Origin of the sequence: Bifidobacterium asteroides (genome assembly GCF_048001765.1) — a bacterium.
GTDB classification, from domain to species: Bacteria; Actinomycetota; Actinomycetes; order Actinomycetales; family Bifidobacteriaceae; genus Bombiscardovia; species Bombiscardovia asteroides_K.
Genome location: NZ_CP181447.1, coordinates 116,284 through 137,778, shown reverse-complemented (window position 1 = coordinate 137,778; position 21,495 = coordinate 116,284). Strand labels below are relative to the sequence as shown.

Sequence of the window (21,495 nt, the reverse complement as noted above, 5' to 3'; positions counted from 1 at the left end):
GAACAGAGCTAATTGGGCTCCATCCCCGGGACTTTCACCAAGCGTCGTGAAATGGCCTCAGTCCCGATCTATCAGCGCAGTCAGGGCCCAGAGGATTGAAACCACGTCGATGGCCTCCTGCGTAAAGGCGCCGACAACCACCGGAATCAGATCGAAGGCGGCACAGAGCATGCCCACCGTGGCCAGGGTCAGCCCCAGCATGACCGCCTGGAGCATGACCCGCTTGGTTCTGCGTGCAATGGTGATTGACCTGGGCAAACAGGCGATGTCGTCATTCATAATCACCGCCTGGGCGGACTCGGAGGCGGCCGTGGTGGTTCCGTCGGTGATGGCCATACCCACGTCGGCAGCGGCCAGGACCGGAGCATCGTTGACCCCGTCTCCCACCATCATGGTGATGGATTTGGTCACTGACTCCCCTAGGAATTTGGACAGCCATATGTCCCAGAAGGGCTGCCTGTTGGGCTCCTCCTTGGAGGCCTTGGCGATCAGATTGGCCTTGTCCTCGGGGAAGAGGCCGGCATGCACGTCGGTGATTCCCACTTGGTCGGCGATAATCCGGGCCGAGGCCTCCTTGTCACCGGTGACCATGGATAGACGGGTGATGCCCAACTCCCGCAGCTGGGCGATGGTCTGGGCGGCATCCGACCTGGGCACGTCCTTCATGACGACCCTGGCGGCCAAGACCCCATCAATAGAGACGTAGGAGGCCATCTCGTCAGGCGCCAGGGGGCCGAATAAATCGCTTGAATGCCCATCAGCCACGAACCGAGCCCTGCCCACCTTGACCTGGTGACCATCGACTTGGCCCTGTACCCCGTTGCCGGAATCCTCCCGAACCTCCCGCGCATGCAGATGGGTCTCACCCTTGTTCTGTGCCCGCAGTCGCTCCTGGGCGGCGGCCCCGGCCTCAGCGATTCCGTTGGCCAGGATGTGGACCGAGTAGGACTCAACAGCGCCCGCCATGGCCAGAATCCGGTCTGTATCGACCTTCTGCTCCCTACCGTCAGGCAGGTCGACCTTGGCCACTTGGGGACGTTTGACGGTCAGCGTGCCGGTTTTATCGAAGAAGATGTGCGAGACCCGGCCCAGATTCTCAATCACGTCCTGGGTCTTTATCAGCAGACCCGCCTTGGCCAGCCTCCCAGTCCCTGCCATGTAGGCCACAGGGGCGGCAATCAGCAGAGGGCAGGGGGTGGCCAGGACCAGAACCTGGGCGAACCGGGTCGGCACGCCGGAGATGATCCAGGCTACGCAGGCGATGATGAAGGCCACCACGGTGAAGGGGACCGCCATCAGGTCGGCTGTTCTGACGACTGCTGCCCGCGAGTTCTGTGCTGAGCGCACCAGGTTGAGGATTCGCTGGTATTGGGAATCCCGCGCCAGCTGCCGGGCCCGCATCAGGAAGGTGCACGAGCCGTTGACCGCTCCGGACATGACCTGGGTGTCCTGGTAGAGCCTGCGGGGCATTGGCTCGCCATTGATGGTGGACATATCCAAGGTGGCGGTTGGACTGATCAGCTCGCCGTCAACAGGCACGGTCTCGCCGGGCTTGACCACCAGGAGATCGTTCAGACGGACCTTATCGACCGCCACCGTATTCCAGTCGCTCTCCTTGGGAAGGGTATGCTCTCCCTCCGGCAGCTCTGTCTGAACCACATGGGCCACCTGAGGGGCGGCTTGGACCAATACGGTCAGATTGTTCTGTGCCTTGTTCCCTGCGTACTGCTCGATGGCGTCGCCCGAGTAGAGCATGAGGACCACGGCCCAACTGGCCCAGTACTGACGAACGGCGAGGGTGGACAGGATGGCGACCACGGCCAGGATGTCCACGCCCACGTGGCCCTGGCGGACGTCATCGATCATCCCCTTGAGGGTGTCCACCAGCGAGACGGCTACCAGGACGGCGACCAGCCACTGGGCGGCCTGACGATAGGGATGCCAGAGCAGGCCCATGACCAGCCCGCAGATCAGAACCACCCAAAGCATGGGCACCTTCTTGGCGAAACCCAGGATTTTTGACATGACCACTTCCCCGCTCCGGACTTGTCGATCTGACAGTCGTAGCCGGATCACTGCTCTCTTCTGCTCTTGACATTTCAAGCCTATACCGCACCGGAGCCAGCAATGGACGGCGGATACGACAAGGGGCCGCACCCGCCAAAGCGACGGATACGGCCCCCGGGTTCAGTCGCGGATCACTGCCCGAAGAAGAAGCGGAAGGGATCCATGGAGTCATCGTCGTCGCCCGAACCGCCCTGGTCGGAGTCGCCGTCCTGGCCACTGCCGTCCGAGTTCTTCCTGTTGGTCCTGGGCTTGCCCTGAACGGTCTGCTCCTCGCTATCCAAGGTGGCATTCACATCGGCGGTCTTGCCGTCACGCACCACGGTGATCTTGACCGAGTCGCCGAAGGCGGCAGCCCGGACGAAGCCCAGCAGAGAGTAGTTGTTGTTGACCGCATGACCATTGAAGGCCACGATGGTGTCTCCGACCTTAATGCCGGCCTTGTCAGCCGGGGAGCCCGAAACCACATTGGTGACCTTGGCGCCGCCACGGGTGACTCCGTCGGCCTGGGCCGTGCTGCTCTGGATGGTGACACCCAGAGAGACGTGCTTGGCCTTGCCGTCCTTGATGATCTCATCGGCGATTCGCTTGACCAGGTTGGATGGAATGGCGAATCCGATGCCGATGGATCCCGCCTCAGACTTGGAGGAGGCCATGGAGGCGATGGAGGAGTTGATTCCGATGACCTCGCCAGCCGCGTTGAAGGTGGGGCCGCCCGAGTTGCCGGGGTTTATGGCCGCATCCAGCTGGACCGCGTTGGTCACGATGGGGTTGTTGTTGCTCTCGTCCATGACCGAGACCGGGCGGTTCAGAGCCGAGACGATGCCGGTGGTGGCCGTGTTCTCGTAGCCCAGGGGGTTGCCGATGGCCATGACGTTCTCGCCCACGGCCAGCTTTTCGGAATCGGCGAACTTCACAGGCTTCAGGTCGGAGGGCGCCTGATCCAGGCTGAGGATGGCCAGATCGGCTGTGGTGTCGGTGCCGACCACCTTTGCCGTATACATCTGCCCGTTGGAGAGGGTCACGTGAATCTCCTGGGCGCCATCGACCACGTGGTTGTTGGTGACCACATGGCCCTGGGTGTCGAAGACCGCACCCGATCCGGCACCCACACCGCTCTTGGTCTGCACCTGGATGGAGACCACGGACTCGGAGACCTGCTTGCTGATGCCCTGCCAGTCAGGAGCCTGACCTCCCTCGACCTTGGCCGTGCCCTGGCCCGAGGAGTTGGAGGAGACCCCGCTGAGCGAGGAGGACGAGGGCAGGGTGATCCATCCGTTGGACAGTGCCGCCCAGCCCAGGCCCAGCATGAGGGCTGCGGCCACCAAGGCAGCCACTACAGCGGTGAAGACGTACTTGCCCGTGCCACTTAAGTTGTTGCTGACGTTATTAGCAGGACCAGGCCGGCCGTTGGGGCCACCGAATCCGAAGGGTGCATAGGGACCCTGGCCGGAAGGCTGGCCGCCCTGGGGGTTCTGGCCGGCATTCTGACGGGGTTGGCCATTCTGGCCGAACTGGCCTGGCTGTCCGTACTGTCCGAAGAAGCCCTGCTGAGGACCGGAGCCATATCCCTGGTTTGGCTGCTGGTTGTGCTGCTGCTGATTCTGATTGTTGGCAGGAGGACGCGAGCCTGCAGGAGCATAGGCGCCATACTCGGGCGCAGGCCGATAGTAAGGCTGCTGCGTCGGCGCATCCTGCCCCGTGGCCGAGCCACTGGAAGAGGAGGATGAAGTCCCGGTGCCGCTACCGTCATTCGACCCGTTTTCCGTGGTCGTGGACTGTGCATCTCCACCAGGCACGGCAATAGGAGTCGTGGGCCTCTGATCCCAGGCCTGGGTCTGCTGGTTCCCTTCGTCCGTCGTGGGAACTTGAGCAGAGTCGGTCTGGTTTGCGGAAGCTCCCGTCTCCTGCTCTTGATTGGCGACCCCGCGCTCGATGTGGCTTGGCTGCCAGGACTGACCGTCGTCGTCGCCCTTCCAAGGGTCGACCTTGTGCTCTTCAGCCATTTCTGCTCCTTCGGATCGATGCCGCTGCCTGCTATTCGGTCACGCTTGTCAATCTACCCCGTCGCCCGCGCTTTTTGCTGTTTCCGGCTGACAGGCGAAGTGGGTCCTCGCATGCATTGCTTCCAAGTCTAGGGCCGAAATACTGAATGTTGTCTGGACATTGTATGAAAGTCACATCGACTGTGCACAGGGCGGCAGCGGGACGGTTGGATGTCTTGGATACAGTGGAGCCATGAGCCTGATCACCAACCCGCTGGGAGCCACGCCGGGCCGACCCGGCGACCGCGCCGCATTCTCATTCGAGACCCTGAACCGCCTGCCTGACAGCCCGGAAGGCCTGGGACGCAATGGCCGCCGCTACGGCCGCACTGGCATCATCCACACTCCTCACGGAGACATCCACACCCCCGCATTCATCCCCGTAGCCACCCAGGCGGCCATGAAGGCCGTCCTGCCCGAGCAGATGCGGGAGCTGGGCGCCCAGGTCCTCCTGGCCAACGCCTTCCACCTGTTCGAACGCCCCGGTCCCGACATTCTGGACCAAGCAGGGGGCCTGGCCCGGTTCATGAACTGGGACGGCCCCACCTACACCGATTCAGGCGGCTTCCAGGTGCTCTCGCTGGGGGCGGGATTCAAGAAGACCCTGGCCATGGACGTGACCGGCATGAAGTCGGACCAGGTAATCGCCGAAGGCAAGGAGCGCCTGGCCTTCGTGGACGAGGACGGGGTCACCTTCAAGTCCCCGCTCAACGGCGACCGGCACCGCTTCTCGGCTGAAATCTCCATGGGAATCCAGCACCGCATCGGCGCCGATATCATGTTCTCCTTCGACGAGCTGACCACCCTGATGAACACCCGCACCTACCAGGAACAGTCAGTGGAGCGTACCTTCCGTTGGGCAAAACGCTGCGTGGACGAGCACCAGAAGCTGACCCAGGCACGGACCGGCAAGCCTTACCAGGCCCTGTTCGGCGTGGTGCAGGGGGCCAACTATGAGGATCTGCGCCGACGTGCCGCCCGCCAGATCGCCTCCCTGGACTTCGACGGCGTGGGCATCGGGGGCGCCATAGAGAAACGGCTGCTGGGGCAGACCTGCGCCTGGATCTGCGACGAAATGCCCGAATCCCGGCCCAGGCACGTGCTGGGCATCGCCGCTGTGGACGACATATTCGCAGGCGTGGAAAACGGTGGGGACACCTTCGACTGCGTATCCCCGGCCCGCTGCGGCCGTAACGGGGCCGTCTTCACCCGTGACGGCCGCTGGAACATCAAGCGCGCCCAGTTCAAGGCTGATTTCAGACCCATCGAAGAGGACTGCGACTGCTACACCTGCACCCACTACTCCCGGGCCTACATCGACCACCTGCTCCGCGCCCATGAGCTCAACGGCTACACGCTGGCCACCATCCACAACGAACGCTTCTTTGTCAGGCTACTGGACGAAATCCGCCAATCCATCGATGGCGGCTACTTCGACGAGTACAAGAAGGAGACCCTGGCCCGGTTCTACGCCCATGGGTCCAAGGGCTGAACCAAAACACGCCATTATTGCGCCGCGTAGACAACCGTGCTAACCTTTCTAGTTGTCTGCGAACGTGGCGGAATGGTAGACGCGCTGTCTTCAGGTGGCAGTGAGCTGATGCTCGTGAGGGTTCAACTCCCTCCGTTCGCACTTGTAGATACAGATGAGGCACCGGAGATTCCGGTGCCTCATTTATATTTTCTGACCTGTCTTTCGCCGTTCAGGCCAGCAGGGCAGCGATACGGTCTTTGATTTGCCCATCCTGGGCGTTGGCCATGAAGTATTCCGCAAAGTGTTCGCCTGCTATGGTTTCCTTGACAAAATCAGGATCCAGCCTATCCAGCACTTCGGTGAGAGGACGGTAGACTTGAGCCTTGACCTTCTGCAGGATACCGGCATTGCACCGCTCCGGCACAGCCCGCTCCTTGGGATAACCGCCCCCCATGGGCTCCGCGAAGAGCCGCTCGAAGATCAGCTGCAGATTGAGCTCACCGCCCCAACCAAAACCCTTGGCGAAGGGGATCGACAGGGCGTTGCCCCCGTTAATCTGGCTGAACAGATAGGCATCAGTGGGCTCCTCTGCCAGACCGCAGACAATCCCAGGGAAGCTGTTCAGGGCGGTCATGGCTCCTTGACCTGTGCCGCAGCCGGTGATCACGAAGTCAACGGCCCCAGCGTTGAGCAGAATGGACGCCAATAGCCCATTCTGCACATAGGTCAGCTGGCTCTCCCCCTGCTTGCCGTACATGCCGTAGTTGAAAGTCTGATATCCCTTGCTGTCACAGACCTTCTTCAAGGTCTCAAAAATAATCTGATTCTTGGCGGCCTGAGAATTTTCGTTAATTAATGCCACTTTCATGATTTTGCATTCTCCTTTGCTGATAGATTGTCAATATAGTGGGATTCTGGCACGGCAGTTCACTCCGGCTGCTTGCCGATATAAGCCAAGATGCCCCCATCCACATACAGCACCTGTCCGTTGACGAAGTTGGATGCCGGGGAAGCCAGGAAGACTGCAGGCCCTTGTAGGTCTGCGGTCGAACCCCAGCGGGCAGCCGGGGTCTTGGAGATGATGAACCGATCGAATGGGTGCCGGGATCCATCAGGCCGGCGCTCGCGCAGGGGAGCCGTCTGTGGTGTGGCGATGTAGCCTGGGCCAATCGCATTGCACTGGATGTTGGCGTGACCATACTCGGCGCAGATGTTTCGGGTCAGCATCTTCAAACCGCCCTTGGCTGCCGCATAGGCGGATACTGTTTCCCTGCCGAGCTCGCTCATCATGGAGCAGATGTTGATGATCTTCCCTGCGCCCTTGGCGATCATGCCCGGCAGCACAGCTTTGGAGACGATGAAGGGGCCATTCAGGTCCACGTCCACCACCTTACGGAAATCGGCGGCGCTCATGTCAAGCATGGGAATACGCTTGATGACGCCGGCGTTATTGACCAGGATGTCTATGGTACCCACCTCCTTGCCGATGCGCTCCACCATGGTCGCCACAGCCTGTTCATCCGTGACATCACAGACATAGCCATGCACCGGAATCCCGGCTTCCCGATAAGCGGCCAATCCGCGATCTACCGATTTGGGATTGGAAGCGTTGAAGACGATGGTGGCACCTGCCTCATGCAAGGCCGAAGCAATGGCGAATCCAATGCCATAGACGGCCCCGGTGACCAGCGCTACCTTGCCCTTAAGTGAAAACTGGTCCATGGAGAACCCTGTCATGATAACCTCCTTATGAATTGGTCGGGGTCCAAGGAACCCAACCGTTTTCCTCTGCTCCGCGGACGCGAATATACGTCAATTCAATAATTGGCATATCTCTCCACTACGCGGGCGATGGCCGGACCCTTGGTCTCCTCGAAGACCACAGCCAACATGGGCCTATAGGCCTTGACAAGATCCAAAACAGCGGGAACGTCCATAATCCCCTCGCCATTGTCACAGGGTTGGACCTGTTCCTCGCCGGGTACGATTCGATAGTCCCGTACATGGACGGCCAGGATCCTGTCAGCAAAGGCATCAAACCCGGCCCGGGCCAAGTCCATTTGCTCGCCGGCATTGCCGGCAAAGATCAGGGAAGTCGGGTCGAAGACCACGCCCAGGTAGGGCGAATCGATCTCATCCAGCAGCCGCCGAGTACGCGCCACTGAACAGATGGGATGGTTGATGCCCGGCTCGATGCCGACCATGGTCCCCATACGCTCCCCGTAGGCCACAAGCCGTGATATGGATGTGCGGGCCTGGCGGTAGGCTTCCTCAGTGAAGTTGGCCTCGGTACGACTTGTGGGCTCGGGCAGAACCGAACCTGTCTCGCTGGCCACCATCGGCGCGCCGAAGCAGCGCGCGAAGCGCAGATGGGCCTCGAATTGCCGCAACAAGGCCTCCCGACGCACCGGGTCGGGATGAATCATGTTGATATAACACCCCAGTACAGCCACATCGACCCCGTGCGCCCCCAACTGACGACGACAGGTCTGACCCATGCCGGGATTGATCCGGTCCACCGAAGCAAGATCGGGAAACTGCCGAGCCAGAGACAGCTGGACCGCATGGACCCCATACCCCTCCAGTCCGGCACCTAGGGATTCGAAGTCATCGACCCCGGGGACGTCATGCCCCCTCACTGCAACGGTAATCATCCTTGGGCTTCCTCCTCACCATCCCCAATTGATTGGTCAACTGTAATAGCAATGTCTGCAGGGTTTGACTTTGTTTCATGCTTTTGCCATACTCCGCTGCCATCGAGCCGAGAGAACCAAATCTCCGGCGGTCGACCCCGAGTAAATCAACTTTTGGCCAGCCACTGCATCATCGCCACCCGGGTAGGTATAGCACTCCCCGGGATCGTATGCCAGGGGATGCTCAGACGGTCGACCCTGAATGCTCAGGCGCAAACAAGTGCAATCATCCTTGGCCCCGGCTACGATCTCCGCCGACCGTGCCTCGGAAATCCTCCAAATTCCATTACCATCGGCCCTGGCTCCCGCACGAATCCCCATCTGGTTCCCCTGCAGAGCCAACAGGCACGTGTAGGTAGTGACGGGACCTTGAAAGCGGGCGTGCAGATTGAATCCATCCGGGTACATCTCGACTTCGATCCGGGTAGACAGAGTCAGATCGTCCCGTCTGCGCCGATCGAAGTCCATGCAGGCGAAGAACCTTCCTTCATCGGTTAACCGGTATGCAGCATCGTTTCGGCAGAATTTCTGATCAAGCGGCTGGTAATAGCCACTGGTGCGCATATCGCGCATGATCCAGGCCAGCCTGTTGCCCTGTCTGACGCAGTGGCCGGGACGCAACGGACCCAGGCCGAAGAACTCCGGGGATATTCTCAGGGTCTCCAGAGTCAGCCCGGGAGTTGAGAAATCGACGATGGTCGGATTGTTGGCCAGCCCCGAGGCCACCCGACCAGTATCGGGAAAGTCCGATCCGGCATAGATGGAGGCTGTCATGCTCGATTGAGCCCATGAATCTCCGGACAGCAGGACCCTAGTCAGTCCGGACTGCTGATACTCCTGAACCCGATCATCATGATCCTCGGCCCCATCAGCCTGGGGCAGAGGGCCGGCCAGGCGCGAGTCCACCAGAAGCTCAGCCAGATGTCGAGCTGGATCAGCCAGCCGGCGTCGAGAAAGCCACGAAGCCCAGCGAATCACCCGTGGATCTCCCTTGACCACGGCCAACAGTCGGGCCTGCGAAAGGAAGGGTTCGGGGTCGAATGGCTGGTTCTGATCCTGGCGGCGCGATTGAACGGTCTCCATCATTCCGTCCGGCCGCATCAAAGCAACCTGGGCGCGCAGGTTCCTCTCGACCAAGTCCAGGTATTGGGTATGTCCGGTCCTGCGCGACAGGGCAATCAGACATGGGTTGGTCACATAGGCTGCGTAGTTGGGGCTGCGCTCCGAATAGAGACCATCGGACTGAATATCGATGCCTTCGGCCAGCCAGGCCTCAGCACGGGAGCGCAGTTCACTCCCGCCCAGGAAGAGGTTGAGCCCAACCAGGGCACTTGCCATCTCCCATCGGTGGTTGGGAGTGTGCACACCCCCCTGCAGCATGGCTGGGGCGGCACGTCGTGCTATCTCAAAGAGAGGTTCACGCACGGCCTGAATCACGGACTGGGGACAGTCTTGGACCTGCATCAGCTCCAAGGTCAGGCACAGATCATTGATGGTGAAGGCACTATCGGGAGGAGAAACCAAATTATCCCCGCCAGAGAAAAGCCCCTCCTCCAACTGCAAGTCGGCCAAGTGCTCCAGCAGAACCGGTAGCCTGTCGACCAAGCCCGCCGTCTGCTCGGAGGGGCATATGGCAGACACGGCAACAACGGCCTTTATCAGCTCCATCGTCGGACGGTGCGACAAACCAATCAGCAAATCAGAATCCCGATCCAGAGTCTGCAAGCGCGTGCGAACGAATCGCAGCGAGCTCCTGCTCAGGATTTGGGTGTAGGACATATCTGACATCACATAGGCCTTTCCTCCATGGAATGTCCGTCCGGACTTGGCTCAACCCTTGAAGGCTGCATCGACATCCGAACCAACGATGTACTTTTGGCAGAACATGAAAATCAGGACCAGCGGAATCATGGAAATGACAGATGCCGGCAGCAGAATAGCCCAATCTATCTTCTCCGCACCAACCAGTGTCCGCAGTGCCACCTGCAGAGTGAACCGTTTAGAGTCATTGAGGATCAGCAATGGCCAGATATAGTCGTTCCAGCGCCACTGGAAGGAGAAAATGGCCAGGGTCACAATACAGGGCTTGGCGATGGGCAACATGATGCGCAGGAAGATCTGCAGTTCAGAGCATCCGTCCACACGGGCCGCCTGCATCATCTCATCAGGGACAGTCAGGTAGTACTGGCGGAACATGAAGATGCCAGTGGCGGTGATGATCGAAGGAACGATTATACCGGCCAGGGTGTTGTACAAGCCGATATCGCGCACGACAATGAAAGAGGGCGACATTATGACCTCAGTGGGCAGCATGGTCGTCAGCAGTATGCCGATGAAGAAAAGTCTGGTCCACCAGTAGTCATATTTGGCTAGCGCATACCCGGTCATGGAGCTCACAATAACGGTCAGGACGGTGGTGATGATGGCGACTACTGCCGTATTACCGAAGTATCGGGCAAAGTCGATCCGGCTCCAGGCCGCCGCATAGCCCGCAGTGGTCCATCGGCGGGGCAGGAAGCTCATGGGCACAGCGAAAAGCTCATCCGGCCCCTTGAAGGAGGACAGAATCAACCAGAATACCGGGAAGGCGAAGCAGATGACCAGGAACCACATCATTATGGTCGAGGGGGCGTCTGCCTTGACCCGTTGCCACCATGTTCTCACAGATACGGCATGCATATCAGCGACCCCCTGTTTTCTTGTTAAGGTGCATCTGCAGTAGTGACACGACGACCAGAATAATCAGCAGAACCATGGAGGCCGCCGAGGCGTAGCCGATGCGGGAGTTTGAGAATCCTGTCTCGTAGATGTACTGGACCACCAGCCTGTTAGCCGTGCCTGGTCCGCCCCCGTTCAGGGCCTGGACCATGGCGAACTCCTTGATGCCTCCGATGGTGCCCAACAGAACAACCATGAAGGTGGTCGGAGCGATGCCTGGCAGTGTGATATGCACGAACTTCTGCCAGATGTTGGCCCCGTCCAGCGAGGCCGCCTCGTAGAGTGAGGCCTGCACATTCTCCAAGGCGGTTATGAACAGCAGCATATTGAAGGCCATTCCCGCCCAGACGCCGGCAAGGATAAGCACCAGGAAGGAGAGGTTGGCATCGGTTGCCCAGCGCATAGGGTGTCCACCCAGCCCCTGGATGACCTGATTGACGATGCCGAAGCCCTCGCCGAACATCCATCGCCAGATCAGACCGGTGATGATGGGAGAGACCAGCCAGGGGATGAAGAAGAGAGTGCGGGCCAGGGTCCGGCCGACTGCCTTCCGGTTGGTCACCAGAACCGCCGCCAGCAGGGACAGACAGACGTTCAGAGGCACCGAGCACAGGATGTACTCAAAAGTGCGCAACAGTGAGGACCAGAAGTCATGGTCGGCCAGCAGCGTGGTGTAGTTGGACAGGCCCACCATCCGGTACTTGGACAGGCCCTTGTAGTTGGTGAAGGAATAGAAGAGTCCGATTGCTGCAGGCCAGATGAAGAAAATAACATAGAGCACGACAGCAGGCAGAATCAAAAACAAGGGCGCTGCCACCGGCTTTTTCATTTTCTTGGGCGCTTTACCTCCGCCTGCTCTTCCAGAGGTCTTCACCATAGCCCTCACCTCCATGTCTTTGCTGAGCCAATGGCTTCACTGTTTGTTGTCAACTGTGTAGTACTTGGTGAACAGGCGGTTCATGTTAGCCACGGTCGTGTCTACATCCTGCTCGTCAGACAGGTACTTGACCGTCTCGTCCTTCATAGGGTCCTGGCTCGGCAGAACCGCGCCCTTCAGCGCAAGCTCCAGCTGGGTCATGACCTGGCGGGAAAGCACATCCTGGTCGGATTCACGAATGATTTTCTGGTAGAGGTCCATGTCCTCATTGTGGTTGGCATACTTAGGCGTGATGTCGTTGAGGGCAGGCAGATAGTTGCCCTGCTCACAGAAGGCAGTGTAGTTCTTCTTGCTGTAGAACCAGTCGAGGAACTTTTTGCCCGCAGGACTCAGGGCGACCATGTAATTGGTTCCCACATTGGTGGCCTTGGTGGGCGAGGCAGGCATGATGACACTCTTCCAGGAGAATGAGGTGATGGATGTGTTGAAATCGGCTATCTGCCAGTTGCCCGAATAGTAGGCAGCCACCTGTCCCGACTTGAACAGAGCCGAGGGATCCTCGTTGGAAGCCCAGACCGACTTAGGCATAATCTTGTCGTCGTCGATGCTCTTGAGGAACTCGAGGGCTGTCTTGGCCTTGTCATCCAGACCCCAGGATCCATCCGCATGCTTGCGAACGCCCTTGGAACCGAACTGATAGAGGAAAGAGCGTTCACGGTGGCTGGAGGCATCCATGACCATGCCATATTTCGCTCCGGTGGCCTCTTGCACCTTTTTCAAGGCGTCTATGAATTCCTCCCAGGTCCAGGATCCGTCGGGATCCGGATAAGAGACACCAGCCTTGTCGAACAGCGAGGTATTGAGGAAGAGGCCCACAGCTGTCAGATCAGAGGCAATGGTGAGTATCTTGCCGTCCGGGGACTTGCGCAGAAGGCTTTTCATGGCATTATGACTATCGGCCAGACTGGTCAGATCCTCCAGCTGATCGGCCCAAACGGGGTTGATCTGGGGGACACGTGCCACGTCAGGAAGATCATTGGCCTTGGCGGCATTGGCGATTTTCGTACTAAGATCCGCATAGGGCACCTCCATGATATTGACCTTGACCCCGGTGTCCTTGGTGTATTTCTGGGCCATGGTCTTGTAGGCGTTGTTCTGATCATCCGAATAGGTCAGGGTGATCTCCTTGGCATCTGCTCCGGAATCTCCCTTGGACCCTCCGCCGCATGCGGTCAGGGCGAAGATAGAGACCACGGCCACTCCTGCGGCCAGGAATCGGCGAATTAACCTTGGCATTCGACACTCCTTTGTGAATCTGATTCCACATCAATGTGGGATATCAATTTGAGAATAATATTAGCATAGATTGCGAAAGCCTGTGAACAAAACGGTAAAACTCTTGTTAATCATAGTATTTATCCACTTCCAGAATCGCAGTGAATCAGGCATCTCTACCAGCGCACCATCAGGAAAATCTTAATCTGAACTATTATTTAGTATCATTATAAGAATGAATGTCGGAAAGACAAGCAGGCAATCGGTCTCCTTGTGGAAAGAAAGGCCGACTACATCGATATGAGAGACAGGAAAAACATGGGCACACGGACCGCAGGAGCGAACATGGCCCTCCATGGGGACAGAGGTCGGGTTGTCACCACCAATAGGAGCGTTATTTTAGACACCCTATGCCATACCGATAGCCTTTCTCGGGCCCAAATCGCTGAGTTGACAGGAATCCCGCTGCCAACTGTCCACCGACTTTGCGCCCAGCTTAGGAAGGAAGGCATTATCCAGGAGAGCGCGAAGAACCGCGATGGCCGAGGCCGGCCGGTTCGCCTGCTGCATTTGAATCCGAGCTTCCACGCCGTTCTGGTCGTCAACATCAGAGGAACAACCATTGATGGAGCCGTGGTCAGCCTGAATGATCGGATCCTGCACGAGGAGCACATGCCTCAACCGCATGACGAAGATAAGGGGGGCACCGGCAGCCGCATACGCGCCATCGCCACCATGGCCAGGCTTCTGGATCGATGGGCCGCAGATCGGTCCATTCCCTGCACCGGTATGGGCGTAGCCGTGCCCGGCATCGTCCAGAACGACGGCACGGTTACAGCCGCCAGTGAATTGGGCTGGAATGAAGTACCCCTGGGCGACATCCTGCGTACGGCTGGCAAAGGCCCTGTTCTGATAGAAAACAACGCCAATGCCTATGCATATGGAGAAGCCTTGGCAGGAGCGGGGAAAAACCATAACCCGGTAGTCGGCTACACCATCCGCCATTTCGGCGTAGGTGCCGGCATCGTCGTGGATGGCTGCATCCTGCGGGGAAGCCATGGCATGGCCGGCGAGATGGGCTACACGCTGACCAGTCGGGAATCACTGGACAAGTACTACACATACGGCGGCGATCTGGAATGGCAGATCTCTCAGATCAGCGCCGTCGAGAACCAACCGAGCGAACAGCGTGAGGAAGCCCTAATCGATTTGATCAGTCTATCCATCGGGGATATCTGCCTGGTAGCCGACCCGGAAATCATCGTCCTGGACATCGCTCCAACCTTGCCAGGGCAGCGAATCCTGAAAGGCATCCGACGGCGCCTGATCGGACGCATCCCTCACATGCCGGATCTCGCAGCAACCCAGCTGGGCAGGAAGGCTCCCCTGATTGGCATGGGGGAGCTGATCAGCCAGCAGGTCAGGATGGCGGCTTTCAATGTCTAGCATGGACAGCAGGCAACGGGAGGATCCCTTACCTGTGGTCGGCGTGGACGTAGGCGGAACCAAAACCCGCATCGATACGCTTTTTTCAAAACATCGCCAAAGCCTGATCTTGGCTTCTGACTCATGGCGGAAGAACAGCGACACCGTACTTCCCCACGATATGATCCGACTGGCCGAGCTAATACGGGCACAGGCGGCCAAGCGCCGACCTGGGCCGGCTGCGCTATGTCTGGGGCTGCATGGGGCCGATACACCCCAGCAACTGAACCTGGCCACGACGGCATTGACCGAGCAATTGCCCGGCTGGCGGATCCGCGTGGTCAACGACGCCGAGTTGCTAGGGCCGACGGCGGGCATCAGGCAGGCGCTGAATCTGGTGGTAGGCACCGGCATGGTCGTTGTTGGTCGGGATACCTCCGGCAATCTGGTGCGGGCCGACGGATACGGATACGGTTGGCTTCTGGGCGACTACGGCAGTGCCCCTGCCCTGGTCCGGGAAGCAGTTAGGGAAATACTGAACCGCGGAGTCGTCGCGGGAACGGCGGCAGTCATGGAAGATCCGCTGACACAGGATCTGCTGGAGCACTTCACTGTGCGGGACATCAACCAGTTAGCCTTGGCTTTCGGATCATCCGCAGACGAACAGGCCTGGGGGCGTCTGGCTCCACTCTTTTTCCGGTCTCGGCAGAAAGGCTCGGCCATTGCCGACGAAATATTGGACCAGGCTGTGACCCACATCGGCCTGGCCGTGAAAGCAGTCATTCATGCCGGAGCCTGCGGGCGCCAAGTGGTGGCTGCTGGCGGGGTCATCACCCACCAACCGGTCATGGCCCGCAAGCTGAGCGGGGTCCTTGCCTCATTGAAAGGCGGCCCTGTCGGCCTCCGCCTGCTGGAGGATCCGCCCGTCACCGGAGCTCTGGCGCTGGCTTCAAGGCTCAAGAGCGATACTGGTCAAACGACCTCAAGTAGATGAGACAATTATCATGCCGATTAACAAAAAGGGGACTGAATCATGCAACCATCATCATCAGCAGAGTACGCCCAGGCAGCCGTGGACACCATGCGACGTAAATTCCCCAAAGGAAGCGATCTGCCGCCCCGCAATCACTTCCATTATCACCAAGGGGTCTTCCTGTCGGGCGTTTACCAGACCTTTCTGCTCAATGGTCGTGATGACGACATGACCTATCTGCAGGAATGGGTGGATGCCAATGTCGACGAGCGCGGACACGTACTCAACCAAGACCAGATCTGCCTTGACGACATTCAACCGGGCATTCTGCTTTTCCCCCTGGAGGAGCGAACCGGGGATCCCCGATACCGGAATGCCCTGGACCAGCTGGCCGGAGAACTGCGGTTCTATCCCAAAAACAACGAAGGAGGCTTCTGGCATCAGCAGCGGGCGGCTGGACAGATGTGGTTGGATGGCCTCTACATGGGCGGACCTTTCATGACGGAATACGGTCATCGCTTTGGGGACCCGGCACTGATAGACGAGGCCATCAGGCAGGCCCTGCTCATGCAGGAGAAGACGCGCATACCCGAGACCGGGCTCTGGCGGCATGCCTACGACCCTTCTCGCCAAGCCCAGTGGGCGAACCCGAAGACTGGTCTCTCGCCTGAATACTGGGGTCGATCTGTCGGCTGGGTGCCCGTAGCCATTGTGGACGAGCTCGACCAGATTCCGCAGGACCACCCGCGCCGCGAGGATCTGCGGAATCTGGTCCGCGACCTGCTGACCGCAGTCTGCCGCTATCAGGGCCCCGACGGCCGCTGGTGGCAGGTTCTCGACAAGGTCGGCCAGGAGGGCAATTGGCCTGAGAACTCTTGCACCTGTCTCTTCGTGGCCGCCATCTGCAAGGCCGTAGGCCAAGGCATTCTGGACAATGCCTATCTGGAAGCGGCCAACAAGGGATATGAGGGGGTCATCAAAAGCCTTGAGTGGCAGGGAGATGACCTCCTCATCGGCGATATCTGTGTAGGAACCGGCCCCGGCAGCTATGAGGAATACTGCCAGCGGCCCACCAGTATCAACGACATGCACGGGGTGGGTGCCTTCCTGCTCATGTGCGCAGGGATGGAACGCGTCCGGGCCTAGTCTGCTGACTGTTGTATCTCCTCGCCCTCTTCGATGTCCTGGTCATCGAAGACCTTGCGACCCTGGTAAAGGTCAAGGTCCAACTCGTTCTCGGTCCTGGCCACGATGACTGCCGTATTGGCGGCACCAGCCACGTTCACCAGCGTACGGCCCATATCCACCAGCTGGGAAATGGGCTGCATGATAGCGATGAAGGGTACTGGCAGTCCAGCGGCCGTGAAAAGGGAGGTGGCGGTGATCGTGGCTGTGCCGGGCACACCCACCGTCCCCACGGAAACCACCAGAGCAAAGACAATCAGGAGGGCGAAGCGCAGGGGAGAGTATGGAATCCCCTGAGCATTGATGGCGAAGACCGCCAGCAGAACGGGCCAGAGTCCGGCGCATCCGGGCATGCCCAGATTGGCTCCCAGGCTGGCCACGAAGGAAGCCGTCTCCTCGGGAACGCCGGCAGAACGCAGTTGACGGACCGTGACAGGAATGGTGCCGACGCTGCTCTCGGAGGTGAAAGCCACCACGCCCGCTGGCCAAAGTGAGCGGAAGAAGGGCAGAGGATTGACCCTGCCGACCAGAGCCAGAATCAGGGGTTGGACCAGGAAGAGCTGAATGGCCAGGCCCAGGTAGGCCACCAAGAGAACTGCCAGTAGGGGCAGAAGGCTTTTCAGGTTGCTGCGACCGATGGCGGCAGCGATCAGCGAAAGAACCGCATAGGGGGTAAAGCCAACCACGATTTGAGTGGCCTTGGACAGGACCACATTGCCCGCTTCCACAAAAGCCTTGAAGGGGGCCACGCTCTGCTCACCGCGCGGGGTTGAAGCGGCCTTGTTCAGAGAGACCGCCAGAAGGATGGCGAAGATCACGACAGGAATGACCTGGTTCTGAGCCCAGTTTTCCGCTAGATTCGAGGGGAAGAGGCCGACCAGGGTATCGAGCACTCCTGGCACCTCGTGAGGCTTGGCCCCCTTGGGCAGGGCCTGGTTGAACCCTTTACCGACCTGGAAGAGCAGCCCCAGAACCAAGGCGATCACAGCGGCTGTGAAAGTGTTGACCAGGAGCAAAACGATGGTTTTCACACTGATGTTCTTCAGCCGACCAGACCCGCCGATACGGCTGATGCTGGCAATGATGCTGAAAAGCAGGAGGGGCACCACGAGGGCCGAAATGACCTCGGACCAGACGTTGCCGAATGCCCCTACAAAGGTGGTGTGACCGGAGAAGCCCACACCCACCAGAATTCCCAGCACCGTCGCTATGATGACCCGCCAACTGAAGTTGACCTTGGTCTTCCTGCTCAGCAGGGCCAGCCCTGCAAAGAGAATGACGACCACTATCAGGGCCGCCCAATCCCAACCTGTTTCCGACATTGCCTCTCCCTCATCGAGCTCTCCTCCCCAGGGCCAAACGGCTTAGGGTTGGGGTTCAATCTAACAGGAGAAAAGCGGAAATACAGCGATTACCGGAAGAATGCCTATACCCGTTGCTTATGGACTGCTATTCCCGGGCGGATTAGGCCTGGCTGCGGGGGGGGGGGGCTAGGAACGAACCAAGCGAGCGATGGCCTCGGAGGCTTCCTCCATCTTCTCGTCGGCCTCCTCGCCCCCCTTTTCGGCAGCTTCGCGGACGCAGTGGTTCATGTGGTCGTCCAGCAGGGTCAGAGCCACGGACTTCAGGGCGCTGGTCGAGGCGGCGATCTGAGTGAGGATGTCGATGCAGTAGGTGTCTGACTCGACCATCTGCTCAATGGCCCTGACCTGGCCCTCGACACGCCGGAGTCTGGTGATGGTCCGCTTTTTGTCGTTGGCATATCCAGGCAAGGTTTACTCCATTCCTATTCATTCCATGGCCTTCATGGCAGAGCCGGGACCAACCCGGATTCATGAAACCCACATCGAAATTCACTATCAGTATACCCCTGGGGGGTATAGTGAGCCACATGAGCAACATCCTGGTCCTTATTGCAGCCCTGGCTATCACCGCGGGCATCATCTGGTACTTCTTCGCACCCAGAAAGGCCGCACAGGCCAAGGATGAGAACGGCGTCCAGACCGTCCATATCACGGTCAAGGGCGGATACAGCCCCCAGCTGATCCAGGTTCAGGCCGGGCGGCCGGTCAAGTTGGTCTTCGATCGCCAGGAAAGCGGGGAATGCTCCTCACACGTGGTCTTCAACGACTTCAACATCGACAAGACCCTGCCCGCCTTTCAGACCTCGACCGTCCAGCTGACCCCGCCCAAGGCCGGTGACTATCCTTTCGCCTGCGGGATGAACATGCTCCACGGGATGCTCCGGGCCACTGATGGACCCACGACCGACAGTGCCGAGGTACAATCCGAGCAAGCACAAAGCAGCCAGTTGCAAGACGAGCATCCACAACAGAACAAACCCGCCAAGCCCGCCCAGACCAATGGTGGCAGCGACCAGGACGAGGCCGATCAGGAGCGCACGGCGGAAATTCGCGACCTGACCAGGCGATTCATCGTAGCCCTGGTCTTCACGCTCCCTGTCTTCATTCCGGCCATGTTCGGCATGTTCCTTCACATGCCCCACATTCTGATGAACCCCTGGGTCCAGCTGGTCCTGATCCTGCCGGTGATGTTCTACTCTGGCTGGCCCATCCACCGCACCGGATGGCTGGCTTTGGCACACCGGGCACCGGAGATGAACTCCCTGGTTGCCCTGGGCACGGCCACGGCCTTCCTGTACTCACTGGTGGTCACCGTGGCCCCGCAGCTCCTGCCTGAGGGAAGCCGTGAACCCTACTACGAAGCCGTGGGCACCATCATCACCCTGATGATCCTCGGCCAGATCCTGGAGGCACGGGCCCGGCGCGGCACCGGCGATGCCATCCGTGCCCTTATCGGACTGAGGCCCAAGACTGCCACCGTGGTGAGGACCGGCCAGGACGGCAGGGAGACCACCCAGGAAATCGCTGTCGACGATGTGGCTGTTGGAGACGTGATTCAGGTCCATCCAGGCGAGAAGTTGCCGGTGGACGGCCAGGTCATCTCCGGTTCATCCTCAGTGGACGAATCCATGGTGACCGGCGAGCCTATACCCGTCCTCAAACAGAAGGGCGATTCCCTGGTTGGAGCCACCGTCAACGGCACAGGCTCCCTGCGCTACAGGGCCACCCAGGTAGGGCAGGACACGGTTCTGGCCCAGATCATCCGGCTGGTCAAGACGGCCCAGACATCCAAAGCACCCATCCAGAAGCTGGCCGACCGGATATCGTCAATCTTCATCCCCGGAGTCATCCTGGTAGCGCTTTGGACCTTCGTAGCCTGGTGGGTGTTCGGCCCCATGCCCCGCGGCGTATATGGAATCGTGGCGGCGGTCTCCGTCCTGGTCATCGCCTGCCCCTGCGCTTTGGGCCTGGCCACCCCCCTGTCCGTGACAATCGGCACCGGACGCGGCGCCCGTGCCGGCGTACTCTACCGGTCGGCGGAGGCCCTACAGGGAGCACATGACGTCGACACCATCGTCCTTGACAAGACCGGCACCATCACTCAGGGCCGGCCTGAACTAGCCGATGCCCTGAGCGTGCAGGGAATGGATGAGGACCTGCTGATAAGAGCGGCCGCGAGCGCCGAGAACAATTCCGAACACCCCCTGGCCCAGGCCATCGTCCAGGCCTCCAAGGACCGCAACCTGGAGCTGGTCCCGGCCAAAGACTTCGACTCGGTCACCGGCGCCGGCATCGATGCGACCTTCCCCTCCGGATCTTTCGAAGGAAGCAAGGGCACTTCGCATGTCCTTGTCGGCAACCGCAGACTGCTCGAGGGCAAGGGAATCGAACTGGAGAATGAAACGGTGGACCAGGCAGGCGCGCAATCCCTCTTCGACACCGTCCGCAACTGGGAGGATCAGGGCCGCACGACTATCTTCGTAGCCATCGACGACAGGCTTGCTGGTGTCCTGGCCGTGACCGACCAGGTCAAGTCCGGGTCCAAGCAGGCCATCCACGACATGAACGAGCGCGGCATCCAGACCATCATGCTGACCGGTGACAACCAGGGCACCGCCGAGCAGGTCGGCAGCCAGGTGGGAGTCACCCGGGTGGTGGCACAGATCCATCCCGAGGACAAGGCGAGCATCGTCAAGGCCCTTCAGACCCAGGGGCACAAGGTGGCCATGATCGGCGACGGCATCAACGACGCCCCAGCCCTGGCCCAGGCCGACCTGGGCATGGCCATCGGCACCGGAACGGACGTGGCCATCGAGTCCGCCGACGTGACCCTGGTCTCGGGCGACCTGAACGCGGCCGTCAAGGCCATCGACCTCTCTGCTGCGACCATGCGCAACATTCACCAGAACCTCTGGTTCGCCTTCGGGTACAACGGCCTGGGCATCCCCATCGCCGCCGGCGTGCTCTACCCCTTCATCGGCCTCCTGCTCAACCCCATGATCGCCGGCGCAGCCATGGCCTTCTCCTCCCTGTCTGTGGTGCTCAATGCCAACCGGCTGCGGCACACGCCCCTGAAGGCCAGGCCAATCAAGGAGGCCAGGCCAATCGACATGGATGCCCTGACCAGGGACCTCAGTATTTCCACCCACCAAGAACACAACCAAGAGAAAGGAAACGAGATGGGACTCTTCCATCATCATGACGGCATGCAGCAGGATCAGGCAACAACGGGCAAGGTCACCGACCCGGTCTGTGGCATGACCATCGACCCCAACACAGCCGCAGCCAAGCGCGACTACCAGGGCAAGACCTACTACTTCTGCTCGCAGAACTGCGTCGATACCTTCGACGCCGATCCTCAGAAGGTGCTCAACAAGTAAAATTGCAGGCGTATCATATTCC

The 21,495-nt window shown here is 59.7% G+C and carries 16 protein-coding genes and 1 tRNA gene; 6 read left to right on the top strand and 11 right to left on the bottom strand.

What is annotated here, in order from left to right; genetic code table 11:
* Window positions 1-57: 57 nt before the first annotated feature.
* The gene (locus ACNAOV_RS00485; protein ID WP_416517507.1) at window positions 58-2,025 is read right to left on the bottom strand and encodes a heavy metal translocating P-type ATPase; all 1,968 of its coding nucleotides are present in this window, start codon (window positions 2,023-2,025) and stop codon (window positions 58-60) included.
* Between the two features lie 173 nt (window positions 2,026-2,198).
* Complete coding sequence (locus ACNAOV_RS00480; protein WP_416517506.1) at window positions 2,199-4,070, bottom strand: S1C family serine protease; 1,872 nt, start codon at window positions 4,068-4,070, stop codon at window positions 2,199-2,201.
* A 232-nt stretch (window positions 4,071-4,302) separates the two neighbouring features.
* Here ACNAOV_RS00480 and tgt point away from each other — a divergent pair, with 232 nt between their 5' ends.
* Both tgt and ACNAOV_RS00470 read left to right on the top strand, forming a co-directional pair.
* Window positions 4,303-5,601: a tRNA guanosine(34) transglycosylase Tgt gene (gene tgt / locus ACNAOV_RS00475; RefSeq protein WP_416517505.1), complete on the top strand. Its 1,299-nt coding sequence runs from the start codon at window positions 4,303-4,305 to the stop codon at window positions 5,599-5,601.
* A gap of 58 nt (window positions 5,602-5,659) precedes the next feature.
* Window positions 5,660-5,742: transfer RNA gene (locus tag ACNAOV_RS00470), tRNA-Leu, on the top strand.
* A 70-nt stretch (window positions 5,743-5,812) separates the two neighbouring features.
* Here ACNAOV_RS00470 and ACNAOV_RS00465 read toward each other — a convergent pair.
* From ACNAOV_RS00465 to ACNAOV_RS00435, 7 genes are all read right to left on the bottom strand, one after another.
* Window positions 5,813-6,451 carry an RpiB/LacA/LacB family sugar-phosphate isomerase gene (locus ACNAOV_RS00465; protein WP_416517504.1) on the bottom strand — a complete coding sequence of 213 codons (639 nt, stop codon included), beginning with the start codon at window positions 6,449-6,451 and terminating at the stop codon, window positions 5,813-5,815.
* A gap of 59 nt (window positions 6,452-6,510) precedes the next feature.
* Window positions 6,511-7,320 carry a gluconate 5-dehydrogenase gene (locus ACNAOV_RS00460; protein ID WP_416517503.1) on the bottom strand — a complete coding sequence of 270 codons (810 nt, stop codon included), beginning with the start codon at window positions 7,318-7,320 and terminating at the stop codon, window positions 6,511-6,513.
* Between the two features lie 80 nt (window positions 7,321-7,400).
* A complete protein-coding gene (locus ACNAOV_RS00455; protein WP_416517502.1) occupies window positions 7,401-8,237 on the bottom strand; it encodes a sugar phosphate isomerase/epimerase family protein in 837 nt (278 codons plus the stop codon).
* Window positions 8,238-8,312: 75 nt separating this feature from the next.
* A complete protein-coding gene (locus tag ACNAOV_RS00450; protein WP_416517501.1) occupies window positions 8,313-9,944 on the bottom strand; it encodes a hypothetical protein in 1,632 nt (543 codons plus the stop codon).
* Window positions 9,945-10,106: 162 nt separating this feature from the next.
* On the bottom strand, window positions 10,107-10,955 hold the full coding sequence (locus ACNAOV_RS00445; RefSeq protein ID WP_416517500.1) for a carbohydrate ABC transporter permease: 849 nt from the start codon (window positions 10,953-10,955) through the stop codon (window positions 10,107-10,109).
* Between the two features lies 1 nt (window position 10,956).
* Entirely contained in the window at window positions 10,957-11,871 is a 915-nt protein-coding gene (locus tag ACNAOV_RS00440) for a carbohydrate ABC transporter permease (protein WP_416517499.1), read from the bottom strand.
* 36 nt (window positions 11,872-11,907) lie between these two features.
* Window positions 11,908-13,167 (bottom strand): ABC transporter substrate-binding protein, encoded by a 1,260-nt coding sequence (locus ACNAOV_RS00435; protein WP_416517498.1) that lies wholly within the window; start codon window positions 13,165-13,167, stop codon window positions 11,908-11,910.
* Between the two features lie 279 nt (window positions 13,168-13,446).
* Between ACNAOV_RS00435 and ACNAOV_RS00430 the strand changes: the two genes are divergently transcribed.
* The 3 genes from ACNAOV_RS00430 to ACNAOV_RS00420 are packed head-to-tail and all read left to right on the top strand — an operon-like array spanning window position 13,447 to window position 16,690.
* Window positions 13,447-14,592: an ROK family protein gene (locus tag ACNAOV_RS00430; protein ID WP_416517497.1), complete on the top strand. Its 1,146-nt coding sequence runs from the start codon at window positions 13,447-13,449 to the stop codon at window positions 14,590-14,592.
* Window position 14,593: 1 nt separating this feature from the next.
* Complete coding sequence (locus ACNAOV_RS00425; protein WP_416517496.1) at window positions 14,594-15,565, top strand: sugar kinase; 972 nt, start codon at window positions 14,594-14,596, stop codon at window positions 15,563-15,565.
* A 39-nt stretch (window positions 15,566-15,604) separates the two neighbouring features.
* Entirely contained in the window at window positions 15,605-16,690 is a 1,086-nt protein-coding gene (locus ACNAOV_RS00420) for a glycoside hydrolase family 88/105 protein (protein ID WP_416517495.1), read from the top strand.
* On the opposite strand, the gene ACNAOV_RS00415 is transcribed toward ACNAOV_RS00420, so the two are convergent.
* Window positions 16,687-18,051, bottom strand: coding sequence for a dicarboxylate/amino acid:cation symporter (locus ACNAOV_RS00415; protein WP_416517494.1), 1,365 nt, complete (start codon window positions 18,049-18,051; stop codon window positions 16,687-16,689). The two genes, ACNAOV_RS00420 and ACNAOV_RS00415, sit on opposite strands and share 4 nt — an antisense overlap.
* Window positions 18,052-18,219: 168 nt before the next feature.
* Window positions 18,220-18,501, bottom strand: a complete 282-nt coding sequence (locus ACNAOV_RS00410) for a metal-sensitive transcriptional regulator (protein ID WP_110416674.1) — start codon at window positions 18,499-18,501, stop codon at window positions 18,220-18,222.
* Between the two features lie 119 nt (window positions 18,502-18,620).
* On the opposite strand from ACNAOV_RS00410, the gene ACNAOV_RS00405 reads away from it, so the two are divergent.
* A complete protein-coding gene (locus ACNAOV_RS00405) occupies window positions 18,621-21,473 on the top strand; it encodes a heavy metal translocating P-type ATPase (RefSeq protein WP_416517493.1) in 2,853 nt (950 codons plus the stop codon).
* Window positions 21,474-21,495: the final 22 nt, after the last annotated feature.